The sequence below is a fragment of the Jiella pacifica genome (assembly GCF_010500815.1).
In the GTDB taxonomy this organism is placed as follows: Bacteria; Pseudomonadota; Alphaproteobacteria; order Rhizobiales; family Rhizobiaceae; genus Jiella; species Jiella pacifica.
The window spans coordinates 1-12,826 of record NZ_JAAAMG010000018.1; the positions used below are offsets into that span (position 1 = coordinate 1).

At 65.2% G+C, this 12,826-nt stretch carries 8 protein-coding genes; 4 read left to right on the top strand and 4 right to left on the bottom strand.

All coding sequences use genetic code 11. From position 1 onward, the window contains the following. Positions 1–490: 490 nt before the first annotated feature. Positions 491–3,085, bottom strand: coding sequence for a KAP family P-loop NTPase fold protein (locus tag GTK09_RS28045; RefSeq protein WP_163465021.1), 2,595 nt, complete (start codon positions 3,083–3,085; stop codon positions 491–493). A gap of 723 nt (positions 3,086–3,808) precedes the next feature. Here GTK09_RS28045 and GTK09_RS19015 point away from each other — a divergent pair. After that, the gene (locus GTK09_RS19015) at positions 3,809–4,321 is read left to right on the top strand and encodes a hypothetical protein (protein ID WP_163465022.1); all 513 of its coding nucleotides are present in this window, start codon (positions 3,809–3,811) and stop codon (positions 4,319–4,321) included. Between the two features lie 322 nt (positions 4,322–4,643). Here GTK09_RS19015 and GTK09_RS19020 read toward each other — a convergent pair whose 3' ends face one another. Next, positions 4,644–6,005 (bottom strand): PleD family two-component system response regulator, encoded by a 1,362-nt coding sequence (locus GTK09_RS19020; protein WP_163465023.1) that lies wholly within the window; start codon positions 6,003–6,005, stop codon positions 4,644–4,646. Between the two features lie 8 nt (positions 6,006–6,013). After that, on the bottom strand, positions 6,014–6,385 hold the full coding sequence (locus tag GTK09_RS19025; protein ID WP_163465024.1) for a response regulator: 372 nt from the start codon (positions 6,383–6,385) through the stop codon (positions 6,014–6,016). Between the two features lie 89 nt (positions 6,386–6,474). Between GTK09_RS19025 and GTK09_RS19030 the strand changes: the two genes are divergently transcribed. The 3 genes from GTK09_RS19030 to GTK09_RS19040 all read left to right on the top strand — a co-directional run bounded on the left by GTK09_RS19030 (position 6,475) and on the right by GTK09_RS19040 (position 9,036). Then, a complete protein-coding gene (locus tag GTK09_RS19030) occupies positions 6,475–6,807 on the top strand; it encodes a DUF3572 domain-containing protein (RefSeq protein ID WP_376768015.1) in 333 nt (110 codons plus the stop codon). 303 nt (positions 6,808–7,110) lie between these two features. Then, entirely contained in the window at positions 7,111–7,590 is a 480-nt protein-coding gene (locus GTK09_RS19035) for a hypothetical protein (protein ID WP_246218003.1), read from the top strand. 99 nt (positions 7,591–7,689) lie between these two features. Then, positions 7,690–9,036: a DNA polymerase IV gene (locus GTK09_RS19040; RefSeq protein ID WP_163465026.1), complete on the top strand. Its 1,347-nt coding sequence runs from the start codon at positions 7,690–7,692 to the stop codon at positions 9,034–9,036. A 183-nt stretch (positions 9,037–9,219) separates the two neighbouring features. Here the strand turns inward: GTK09_RS19040 and dnaE are convergent, their stop codons facing one another. After that, a complete protein-coding gene (gene dnaE, locus GTK09_RS19045; RefSeq protein WP_163465027.1) occupies positions 9,220–12,711 on the bottom strand; it encodes a DNA polymerase III subunit alpha in 3,492 nt (1,163 codons plus the stop codon). Positions 12,712–12,826 lie beyond the last annotated feature (115 nt).

Sequence of the window (12,826 nt, forward strand, 5' to 3'; positions counted from 1 at the left end):
TACAACTTCCGCCGCATCCTCGCTTGGCTGGAGCTTTTTGTCGCCTTCATCCAGATCGCGATCATCAGCCTATTCGGCACCCGTCAAACCGCCGACGCCGCTTGACGAGCTTTCTTCACGGACGACCAGCGAGGTCCAAACCTTGAGAATGACAAGAGAGGGGTTTCACCGCGTCGATCGCCGCGAGCATCGACCAGTGACACCGCAATGAGGTCGGCGACGTCGGCAAAACCGCACCCGGTGAAACCCCTCTCTTGCGATTTCTATCACTTGGCTTCGCCAAGACGATGAAATCGCTTTCTCTCCCACAAGGGGGAGAGAGGCGCCCACGCCCGGGGCTGCGTGCAGTCCCTCCCAGGTCGGGCACGCCCCCCTCCGCTTCGTCATCCTCGACCGGCAAGGTCGGGATCCATGCCGGAGCCGCACGACCCCCGCTCCACTTGAGTACGGCGGCACCAAGCCCTCCACCTTTCATCCTCAAGACCGCGATTCAGGTTTCGCCATGCCGTGCAATGCGCCTAATGTTCTCCGCAGTAAGACCATCTTCCTCGCCGAACCCAATGACCCGCCTCGCCGACCCGAGCGGCACAAACGGCTTCAGCTGTTCCGGCAGCTCCACGGTCTCGACCGCCTCTTCTCCGCTTGTGGCGACGGCGAAATGCCTGACCCATTCCGGCTCCTTGCGCAACAGCTCCGCCAGAACCGGATAGCGAATGTCGAGGATTGTCCAGCGCGCCAATGCCTTCCGAAATACGAAAGTGATGTCTTCGCCTTCCAGCACGGCGGTGGTCCGCCGCATATCGTAGGCGTTGATGATCCTTTTCATCAGCCGCGGGTTCGGATCGATGACATCGCTGAAGTCCGACAGCATGTGGATCGTTTCCCGTTCGACCGCCGCCGACGAGCTGAGCTCAACGGCGATGGCCGCGCGTCTGACGTCCGATGTCTCCTCGCCCAGCATAGCCTCGGCCGCTTCTGACGTCAGTTCTCCCCCGGCCTCCGCTCGAACCTCGGCTCGGAAAGCTGGCAATTGCCCCTCCAGGGTGGCTGCGACAGTCTCAGCCTCGTCGTCGCCCCGTTTCAGCAGATGCGCCCAATAGCGGCGTCGGATCTCCGGCGACATCGTCGGCACTTCCGTCGAAAGCTGGAATATCTTGTCCATGAAGAGATAGCCGAGCGGCTGGCCGGCATCGCCGATCGTCGGCTGGAAGGTCTCGTATTTCTTCTCGAAACAGGCCCGCAGCCAGTCGCGATCGGCCGCGACGACATAGGCGACATTCGGCGCCCGGAACGATGTCTGGATGCCCTCGAACAGCGTCACCACGGTATCAGGCTGACAGCGGTCGAGGTCGTCGATGAAAATGCAGACTGGCCGCCGGACCCTTCGAACCATCCGCTGAAACTCTTTTGAAACGATCTCTACCGGATCGCGCGAGAGCGCGTCGTAGTACTGATCCCCCTTGCTTGACCCGAATACGAAGCGGCGGGTTAGCGTTTGAATTGCAAAAACTGGGGTGAGGAGTCCGACAACCAAAGCAAGAAGGCCAGTCAGGCTTTTACCTAAAGTGCTCAACAAGTCAGTCGGTGGTGCGGGTGTTCGAGGTTGCGAGAGATTCAGAAGCGTCTGCCAGGGACCGAGTGTTCGATTTTGTGGGGCCTCTGAAACGGAGATTGAGAGCGAGTCCCAGGCAAACAGTGCCATAAGAAAAACTACCGCTGCAGCGAAAAGCCATAGGGCGGAGTCCACTTTCAGGCGCCATACGATCCACTGAAGCCGATGGCGCGAGGCTGGAAAAGCAGTTCGGAACCTTCGACGGAAGTCGCCTGATAGTCGTTTCTTGACCAGCAATTTGGGCGAGGCGAGAAGTTTTAGCCAACGCAAATGCAAGCGACGCTCGAGGCCACCCCGATCGAGCGAGCCGTAACGCATACGACAGCCCTGGCGGACAGCCTGCATCAACGGCCACCATGGCGGATTGCGCCGCTCATGCTGCCACGCATTAAACTCGACAACAGCCCAGCGCTGTCCTGGTCTACGGGTGTGCTCCCGCATGATCTCTGCCATCATCTTCATGACGGAAGATTTTCCCGCCCCCCAAGGCGCATAAAGGTGAACCGCAAAACCGTCGGGCGTGCCGAGCATCTGATCCATCCGCTCAACCAAAGCCCGAGCGAACGGACGGCGCTGGAGTCGATCTTCGACCGTCGGCGCATCGGCCGCCATGGAAACGCTATCGACAACATGCGGTCCCGGTTCAGCTTGAGACCGATCAGTTTTGGAAGCCGGTATGGTAGCGCCGGTTCGATGCCGCTCCACGATCTCCGCGATCGCCTGCATCACCTCGTCAGGATCGCCTTCCCAGAATTCGTTGGGCTGTGTGGCGATTTCGAAATCTGCCGCTTCTCCGAAGGCGCTACGAGAGGGAACGGCGTCAGCCAGCAGCCGCCGATACCAGCGCGCCCACAAGCCCCAGGGCGTCTGCTGAACCGAGCGTTGAGGAGCATAAGCATCGAGCGGCTCTCGAACCCAATCCGGAATGTTAATCCGGAAACGGGACTGCCCACGGACTTCGTTGAGCCAGAGGGGCTGCGATATCAGACCGGAGCTGCTCGATCCGGGAAACAATGACGCACAATCCGCGTCGATGCTTTCCCACATCGCGGCGGCGGCGTAGGCGGCAGCGTTGGCGGCGGCGGCGGCGGCGTTGGCGGCGGCGTTGGCGGCGTAGGCGGCGGCGTTGGCGGCGTAGGCGGCGGCGTTGGCGGCGGCGGCGGCGGCGTAGGCGGCGTCGGCGGAGACGTTGGCGGCGGCGGCGGCGGCGGCGGCGCCCTTGATTTCGTGGGCTGGATATTTGCGCGCAGCCCAAGAAATGAACAGACATCGACATGTTATCAGTATTAATCTCGATGCAAGAATCGGTCGTTTTTCGTCGCTGCTCCTTCTTTTGTGCAAACCTAAGACGACCGGCATGACACGCAAGGCAATGCGCACGGCCATAACCTGCGCAACCTCGTGCGGCTGCCCCTCCAGCCAGAGCTCGAAGCTTTTGCGATCGGTGATCTTTTCGCGCTCGCTCGCTGCCACGCCGTCGCTCCCTACACTTACGGAGTGTGCAACGCCTCCCAGTTGCAGAGCAAGAGTGCCAATGCTGCCAGCTTGTCGCCGCAGAACAGCACATCTCGACAGACGTCGATTTAACACCATTCCGGAAACAGGCCGCCCTCTCTCCAACAAGAGGGAGAGAGGGCGGCTCCTCCTGCCCCCGCAGATATCTCTCCCCCCATCTCCCCCCAACCCCTTGATTCCCCTCACTCCGCAAAAATTCCCATCCCCGCCCCCTCCCCACGCCCCCATACTCCCCCCATCGCCGGTCCACCCGACACCAGTCGACGGGAACCGGGCACGGGCGCTCGCCGGGAGCGTCTGCGGGCCGGCGATGCGGTCTCCGCGCCGTCCGCCCTTCCGGAGGGCGGGCGTCCCGGACGGCCTCCCGGCGCCGCTGGCCCCTCGCGTAATACGGCGCGGGTGCGGATCGGTCCGCTTGAGGTCGCCGCGCTGAAAAGGCGCGGCGGGTGAAGCGCCAGCCGCCACCGGAACCCGTCGATCTGGCGGGCGACGGTCCCTGGGAGGTCGCACAAAGCCGCGCGGTGCGCCGGAGGCGAGCCGGATTGTTGCATAAACGGAGGGCTTGCCTCCGGTGCACCGCCGCCCGAGTGCCAGTGGCACGATGGGCGGCAGAGGAGAATCGGCTTCACCCGCCCGCAAAAAAAGCGGCGCGGGAACGGGAAGCCGTCCGCGGAGGAAACCATGGCCAAGGCGAAGGACGAGGACCCGGCGGCACGGCCCGTAACGGCCGAGGAACGGGCCGAAAGCCGCGCCATTGCGCGGGCCCATATCAGCGCCTGCCGCGCCGCGCTGATTGCCGCCGGCATCCGCCGCGCGCCGCCGCGGCGAAAGCACGGCAAGGCGGAACGGGCCGAGGGCACCGGCGACGAAGCACGGGGCCCGGCCGACGGCGAAAAGGCGCTGGCGGCGATCGCGCAAGGGCTGACCCGGCATTGCCGGCGCGGCGACTGTCGGCGGGCCTTCACCTGCCGCTTCGGCACGCGGCGGGGCGAATCGGAGACCATCGCGCCGCCCTGCCTCGAACGGCTGCCGCAGGAGGCGGTGCTGGCGCTGCGGCTCGGCGCGATGCGTCTCAGAACGCCGGAGGCGTTTCGCGAGGCACGGCTTGTGAAGTTCGAAGCGGGGGTGATCCGCCAGCGCGCGGCCGAGGCGGCGGCGTTGACCGGGGCGAAGGACGGCGGTGGAATGGCATGACGGCCGGCCGGGGATCAGTGGCCGGCCGGCCTCCGCGCGGCGGTACGAGGAAACCACCCTTGCGCGGTGCCGGCCGGCCCCCCACGGGACCCAGGAGATGCGGCGGACCTGAGCATTCCATGGGGTTTTCGAAGGACCCGAAATCGTCGGTGGGCCCTGCAATTCCCTGGCCGAACACTTGCCCAGAACAGACTCGAATGCAACTTCGCCGCAGCCGGGAAGGGGAAAGTTTTAGCAACAGGGTTAAGACGGCGCCAACCGCGCCGGCCGATCGGGCGGGCTTGTCCACAAGTCCTTGCGGTCGCGGCGACGGCTCGAGGCGTCAGGCGGCCTCGGCCATGCCGATGCGGTTGCGCCCGCCGCGCTTGGCCTCGTACAGCGCCGCGTCGGCGCGCTTCAAGAGCGCCTGGCGCGGCTCGGCGACGCCCGCCGCGACCGCGACGCCGGCGCTCACCGTCACCGCCAGATGGTCGCCGGAGATCGGAAACGGCGCTTCGCAGACCGCCTGGCGGATCCGCTCGGCCACCGAAGCGGCGGTCTCGGCGTCGGCGCCGGGCATCAACACGGCGAATTCCTCGCCGCCGAACCGGCAGGCGAGATCGCTCGCCCGGATCGCCGTCTTCAGGCGCCGGCCGAATTCCTTCAGCACGGCATCGCCGGCATCGTGGCCGAAGCCGTCGTTGATCCGCTTGAAGTGGTCGATGTCGAACAGCGCCAGGGCGAAGCCGCTGGTTCCATCGGCGCCGCCGGCGGTCCGCGCCAGATGGATGTCGAGAAAGCGGCGGTTGTGCAGGCCCGTCAGCGGGTCGGTGACGGCAAGCTCGATGGTCTGCTGCAGCGACCGGCGCAGGCCCTCGTCGTAGCGCTTGCGGCGCAGCTGGGTTCGGAGCCGCGCGGCGAGCTCGTTGCGGTCGATCGGCCGGGAGACGTAGTCGTTGGCGCCGAGCTCCAGCGCCCGCGCCGCCCGCGCCTCGTCGCCGGCTTCGGCCAGCGCCAGGATCGGCAGCAGCCGCGTCGCCTCGGCCGAGCGCAGCTGCGAGATCAGCCGCAGCGGATCGTTGCGTTCGGCGGCAAGGTCGATCATGATGACGTCGGCGCCGCCCGCCGACTGGAGGAGCGCCGCCGGCTCGGTGACGACGGTCAGTTCCGTTTCGGTCCTGAGGCGCCTGGCGATCGAGCGACCCTCCGCTTCGGTCTCGATATAGGCGAGCGTCCGCGATTTGGCGGTGGTGGCGAGCTGGCGCAGCATCTCCATCTCGCCGCCGACCAGCTGCATCGCCGTCTCCGCCCGGCTCCGGAGCTCGTCGGTGATCCGCTTCAGCCGCGTCAGGCTGCGCACGCGGGACATCAGAGCTAGATCGCCGACCGGCTTGGTGAGGAAATCGTCGGCGCCCGCCTCGAGCCCGGTCAGCCGATCTTCGGGCTGGTCCAGCGCCGTGATCAGCACCACGGGCACGTGCATCAGCTGCGCCGAGGCCTTGATCCTGCGGCAGACCTCGAAGCCGTCGAGCCCCGGCATCATCACGTCGAGCAGCACCAGGTCGAAGGGCTGACGGTCCAAAAGCGCCAGCGCCGCTTCGCCGCTCTCGGCACTCGCCACCTCGTAATACTCGGCCGCAAGCCGCGCCGTCAAAAGGCGGAGATTCACCTCGATGTCGTCGACGACCAGAATGCGCGCGGTCATCGCCGTGCTCAGGCGTCGTCGAGGAAGGAGCGGATCACTTCCATGAAGCGATTCACCGAGATCGGCTTGGAGATATAGGCCTCGCAGCCGCCCTGGCGGATGCGCTCCTCGTCACCCTTCATGGCGAAGGCAGTGACGGCGATGATCGGGATCTTGAACAGTTCAGGATCGGCCTTCAGCTGCCGCGTGACGTCCAGCCCCGAGATCTCCGGCAACTGGATGTCCATCAGGATCAGATCCGGCCGCTCGGCGCGGGCGAGATCCATCGCGTCCAGACCGTTGCGGGTCTGCACCGTGTCATAGCCGTGCGCGACGAGGAGATCGCGGAACAGCTTCATGTTCAGCTCATTGTCTTCGACGATCATGACTTTCTTCGCCATCGTCGATTCTCCTTGCCTCGACCGGGCCACGAATTTCGATTACCGCTGAGTATGTAAGCGGATTTCATTAAGAATCGGGAATCGCCGCAGTGAATTTCGTTAACGATCCCCGGAGCATTCGAGAACCGGCTGCAGGCCGCGCACCGCTCGGCCGGGAAAAGGCCGAATCCATCGCCATCGAAGGCCTGACCTTCATCGCGGCGGATCCGGTGTTGTGGCCGCGTTTCCTGGCCGTTACCGGCCTCGATCAATCACAACTTCGGGATGCTGCCCGCGCCGCCGGGTTCCTGCCGGGCGTCCTCGATTTCATCCTCGCCCACCAACCGACACTCGAATCATTTTGCGAGGCACAGCAGGTCTCGCCACAGTCGGTCTCCGCCGCGCGGCATCTCTTGACCGGCCCGGAAGACCTTTCCGATTGAAACGCAGGTGCGCCGCGCGATGCGATCTGCTGCAATGACACACCCTACCGCAGTCGCGGCTCTCACGCGATCCGCTGCGAGAGGCGGCGTCGTCCTGTCCGGGTCGCACTCCAATCTTGGGTTCTTATGAGCAAGTCGTTCGAAACAAGAGGGCCGGCGATCGCGGATCTGTCGCAGCGGCATAATGCACTTCTCGTCCTCGATGTCGATGAAGTCGTCCTCCATTTCATCACGCCATTTCGTGAGCTACTCGCAGATCACGGTGCCAGACTACATCCCGAGAGCTTTCGACTGACCGGCAACGTGCGGGAGATTTCGACCGGCGCCGCCTTGTCCGGCCATCGGTTGGACGACATCACCGAGCAGCTCTATCGCGAACAGGAGGTGCGGCAGCGCCCGGTCGATCGCGTCCACGAAGCACTCGACGGGCTTTCGGGCCGCGCCGACATCGTTTTTCTCACGGCGATGACGCCGAGCCATTACGACAGCCGGCGTCGGACGCTCGACCGGAGCGGTCTGGCCTATCCGATGATCGCGACGGAGCGGTCGAAGGGCGCCGTCGTTGCCGAGTTGTGCAGCCGCTGGAGCGGTCCCGTGATCTTCGTCGACGATCTGCCGCCCAACCTCACTGCCGTGCAACGCAGCGCCCCTCACGTGCGGCTTCTGCACTTCATGGCGAACGACGTGTTCCGCCCGCATCTGCCGGCTCTGCCGCAGGGAGCCGAAAGCGCTACGGACTGGCCGGCCGCGGCGGCACTGATCGGAACGTGGCTCGAAGACTGACGCACCGGCCGAGGACGATCGGCTGCGAGCATTCGACGCCAGCCACTCGCCGCCTTGCCGCAAGCGGGCTATGATCGTCAGGGTTTACGGACGGCGCGGATGACGGCTCTTTCTGTCAGATCGATCTTTTGTCGCGACTGCTTCACGCCGGTCAGATCCGGAGGACGGCGCTGTCCCGGATGCGGCAGCCCTCGCCTTCTCGACCATCCCGAAGCCGCCCTTCTTTCTATCGCCCACATCGACTGCGACGCCTTCTACGCCAGCATCGAGAAGCGGGATCGGCCGGAGCTCGCCGACAAACCCCTGATCATCGGTGGCGGCCGACGCGGCGTCGTCTCGACCGCCTGCTACATCGCCCGCACCCGAGGCGTGAGGTCGGCCATGCCGATGTTCAAGGCGCTCAAGCTTTGCCCGGACGCGGTCGTGCTGCGGCCGGACATGGCGAAATATGTCGGTGTCGCCCGATCCATCCGGGTGCTGATGGGCGAAATCACCCCCCTCGTCGAGCCGCTGTCGATCGACGAAGCCTTTCTCGATCTTTCCGGCACCGAGGCACTGCATCGCGAGCCGAGCTCGATGACGCTCGCGCGGCTCGCAAAACGCATCGAGACGGAGCTCGGCATCACCGTTTCGATCGGCCTGTCCCACAACAAGTTCCTCGCCAAGATCGCCAGCGACCTCGGCAAGCCGCGCGGCTTCTCGGTGATCGGCAGGTCCGAGACGACGACGTTTCTCGAGGCAAGGCCGATCAGCCTGATCTGGGGGGTCGGACAGGCGATGGAACAGAAGCTCGCGCGCGACGGCCTTCGACGAATCGGTCAGCTGCAAAGCATGGAAGAGACCGACCTGATGAAGCGCTACGGCGATACCGGCCGCCGTCTCTGGCGCCTGTCGCGCGGCATCGACGACCGCCCGGTCAACCCCCGTTCCGAAGCAAAGAGCATCTCTGCCGAAACGACGTTCAACACCGACATCGCCTCGCTCGACGAGCTGACGCCCATCCTGCGCGACCTGTCGGAGAAGGTCGCGACGAGGCTGAAGAAGACCGACCTCGCCGCTTCGACCATCGTCCTCAAACTCAAGACCGCGGATTTTCGTCTGAGAACCCGAAACCGCAAGCTCTCCGATCCGACGCGGCTCGCCGACCGGATCTTCGCGGCGGGACGTGCGCTGCTGAAGAAGGAAACCGACGGAACACGCTTCCGGCTGATCGGCATCGGCTGCGCGGACTTTTCCGCCGCAGCGAGCGCCGACCCGATCGACCTCGTCGATCAGGGTGCCCTGAAACGCGCCAAGGCGGAAGCTGCTCTCGACAGGCTCCGGGGCAAGTTCGGCGACTCTGCCATCGAGACCGGCATCACGTTCAAAAATCTGGAACGCAGGCGGGGAAGCAAGACGCCAGTGGACGGCGATCCCAAGTCACCCAGCAACATCAAGCCAAACTGACGGCGGTATGTCTCACGTCACCGGATGAGGAGCCGCGGTAAGCATCACCTGCTCGGTATTCGCATCGCGAGCCCAACGGACAGCCACCGCGTGCCAGGTGGCGTTGAACCATCGGGCCCTTTGCCGGACATGCGCAAGGGACGCGGGCAACCTTGCAAACCCATCGCCAATCGGCCTTCGCCGCTACAGCAATTCCACCTCGATGACCCCCGGTGCGGCCTTGACCGCGCTCGCCATCTGCGGCGACACGCGGTAGCGGCCGGGCAAGGTGATTTCCACCTCGCGCTCGCCTCCGTCCCGGACAAGCACGAACGAGACCTCGCTGTCGCCCTCGCTCGACAGCTGGCTGCGAAAGGCAGCCAGGGGCTTGGCGTCGCGCATGAAAACGCGCAGTGCCTTTTGCGTACGCACCGCTTCGTCCTCGAGCGACTGGACCTGCTGCGCCCGCAGAGAGATTCCCTCCGGACGCTCTTCGGCGGAGACCGTCACGATCACCGAGGCGCCCGGTTCGAGCGTGTCGCGGAAAGCCACCAACGCCTCCGAAAACAGAACGACCTCGTACTGGCCGCTGGCGTCCGACAGCTGGACGATGCCGATCTTGCCACCGTTGCGCGTCTTGCGTTCCTGGCGCGACGTCACCGTTCCTGCCAGTCGTCCCGCCGTCGCCCCCCGCTTCACGGCGGCCACAACCTCGGTGTGCGACTGGACCCTCAGCCGCTTCAGGACATCCCGATATTCGTCGAGCGGATGGGCCGAGAGATAGAAGCCGACCGCCTGAAACTCCTTCATCAGCTTCTCGGATGCCGTCCACAGCGGCGCGGCATTGAGGGCCAACGGCTCGGGCGCGCCGCCGAGGGCGGCACCGAACATGTCGTCCTGGCCGAGGGCGCGCCCCTGGGACATCCTCAGCGCGTAGCCCATCATCCGTTCGACATTGGCGTAGAGGAGCGCGCGGTCCTGGCCGAAGCAGTCGAACGCCCCCGCCGCGACGAGAAATTCGAGCGTCCGCTTGTTGACGATCTTCGGGTCGATCCTGGCGCAGAAATCCTCGAGCGAGGCGAACGGCCTGTCGCCGCGGCGCTCGACGATGTGCACGACGGCATGTTCGCCGACGCCCTTGATCGCCGCAAGCGCGTAGAAGATCTTGTTCTCGCCGACCTCGAACGCCTTGTGGGACGTCTGCACCGACGGCGGCACGACCTCGATGCCGAGGCGCCGCGCATCGGAGCGGAAATCGTTGAGCTTGTCGGTATTGCCGGTATCGAGGGTCATCGAGGCGGCGAGAAACTCGACCGGATGGTTCGCCTTCAGATAGGCGGTCTGATAGGCGACGAGCGCGTAGCAGGCGGCGTGCGACTTGTTGAAGCCGTAGTCCGCGAACTTGGCGAGAAGATCGAAGATCGTGTTCGCCTGACCCTTTGCGATGCCGTTCTTCACCGCCCCGTCGACGAAGCGAACGCGCTGCTTGTCCATCTCGGCGCGGATCTTCTTGCCCATGGCGCGGCGCAGAAGATCGGCCTCGCCGAGGGAATATCCGGACAGGACCTGGGCGATCTGCATCACCTGCTCCTGATAGATGATGACGCCTTGCGTCTCCTTCAGGATCGGCTCGATCATCGGATGGAGGAAGTCGGCTTCCTCCTCGCCGTGCTTGCGAGCGTTGTAGGTCGGAATGTTCTCCATCGGGCCGGGGCGATAGAGGGCGACGAGCGCGATGATGTCTTCCAGACAGTCGGGCCGCATGCCGATCAGCGCCTTGCGCATGCCGACCGATTCGACCTGGAACACCCCGACCGTTTCGCCCCGCGTCAGCATCTCGTAGGTGGGCTTGTCTTCCAGCGGCAGCGCCGACAGATCGATCTCGATGCCCTTGCGGGCGATCAGATCGACGGCGGTCTTCAGCGTCGTCAGCGTCTTCAGGCCGAGGAAGTCGAACTTCACCAGCCCTGCCGGCTCGACCCATTTCATGTTGTACTGGGTGACCGGCATGTCGGATCGCGGATCGCGATACATCGGCACGAGCTTCGACAGCGGGCGATCGCCGATGACGATACCCGCCGCATGGGTCGAGGCGTGGCGATAGAGGCCTTCGAGCTTCAATGCGATCGAGATCAGCCGGTCGACGACGTCCTCGGCCCTGCGCGCCTCGGCGAGCCGCGGCTCCTCCTCCAGCGCCTGGGCGAGCGTCACCGGATTGGCCGGGTTCTGCGGCACCAGCTTGCACAGCTTGTCGACCTGGCCATAGGACATTTCGAGCACCCGGCCGACGTCGCGCAGAACGGCGCGGGCCTGCAGCGTACCGAAGGTGATGATCTGCCCGACCTGCTCGCGGCCGTATTTCTCCTGGACGTAGCGGATCACCTCCTCGCGCCGATCCTGGCAGAAGTCGATGTCGAAATCCGGCATCGAGACACGCTCAGGATTGAGGAAGCGCTCGAACAGCAGGGAGAAGCGCAACGGGTCGAGGTCAGTGATCGTCAGGGAATAGGCGACGAGGGAGCCTGCGCCCGAGCCGCGGCCCGGCCCGACCGGAATGTCCTGAGCCTTCGCCCATTTGATGAAGTCCGAGACGATCAGGAAGTAGCCCGGGAACTTCATCCGCTCGATGATGCCGAGCTCGAACTCCAGCCGTTCGCGATAGGCCTCCGGCGAGACGCCCGGCGCGCAGCCGAGCTTGGTCAGCCGTTGTTCGAGCCCCTCGAAGGCCTGCCGCCTGAGCTCGGCCGTCTCGGCGGCCTCGGCCTCGGCCGGATCGGAATCGGCGCCGGCAAAGCGCGGCAGGATCGGCGCCCGGGTCCGCGGCCGATAGGAGCAGCGCCGGGCAATCTCGACGGTACTCTCCAGCGCCTCGGGCAGATCGGCGAACAGCGCCGCCATTTCCGCCTTGCTCTTCAGGCAGTGATCGCGCGACAGCCGGCGTCTGTCCTCCTGGCTGACCAACCGGTTGCCGGCGACGGCAAGCAAGGCGTCATGTGCTTCGAAATCGTCGGGGCACGCAAAATACGGCTCGTTGGTGGCGACCAGCGGCAGGTCGAGCTCGTAGGCGAGCGCCACGGTCTCGGCTTCGATCCGACGATTGAAATTGCCCTGGCGTTGCAGCTCGACATAGAGGCGATCCCCGAACGCCGCCGCGAGCCGTTCCAGTCGGCTGCGCGCCACGGTTCCGCGGTCCGCGGCCAAGGCTGCGCCGATGGCGCCGAGCGGGCCGCCCGAAAGCGTCACGATGCCCGGCGCCCGGGCCTCTACCCATTCCCATTTGACCAGTGGGCGGTCATTCTCCGGATCGCCGAGATAGGCCAGGGAGACGATCTCGACGAGATTGGCATAGCCTTGCTCACTCGTCGCGATCAGGGCCAGCTGGCCGACCGGCGACAGTCCGCGCTCGCTCCGCCCCGGACGGGTGTCGACCTCGCAATCGGCGAAGTCGACGTCGAGCTGGCAGCCGACGATCGGCTGAATGCCGGCCTTCGACGCCTTTTCGGAAAACTCGAGGGCACCGAAGAGATTGTTGGTGTCGGCGATGCCGATCGCCGGCGCTCCGTCGGCGACGGCGAACTTGATGATCTGGTCGAGCTTCAGCGCCCCTTCGAGCAGCGAATAGGAACTGTGCACCCGCAGGTGAACGAAGGGCAAGGTGGCCGTTGCCGACCCTGGAACGCTGGGTGCTTGCGTCATGGCGAGACCTCGATCTGCATCATCCACCGAGCCACGCGCGCCGCTGCTTTTGGCGGACGGGGGCATCGGCATAGTCGGCCCGGAACCGGCCGCCCCCTAGGGGTAGGACGGCGCT

Excerpts from the sequence above, each read along its gene's own strand:
- GTK09_RS19020 (WP_163465023.1), bottom strand. The coding sequence starts at position 6,005 with ATGACCGCGCGCATTCTGGTCGTCGACGACATCGAGGTGAATCTCCGC.
- GTK09_RS19040 (WP_163465026.1), top strand. The coding sequence starts at position 7,690 with ATGACGGCTCTTTCTGTCAGATCGATCTTTTGTCGCGACTGCTTCACG.
- dnaE (WP_163465027.1), bottom strand. The coding sequence starts at position 12,711 with ATGACGCAAGCACCCAGCGTTCCAGGGTCGGCAACGGCCACCTTGCCC.
- GTK09_RS19015 (WP_163465022.1), top strand. The coding sequence starts at position 3,809 with ATGGCCAAGGCGAAGGACGAGGACCCGGCGGCACGGCCCGTAACGGCC.
- GTK09_RS19025 (WP_163465024.1), bottom strand. The coding sequence starts at position 6,385 with ATGGCGAAGAAAGTCATGATCGTCGAAGACAATGAGCTGAACATGAAG.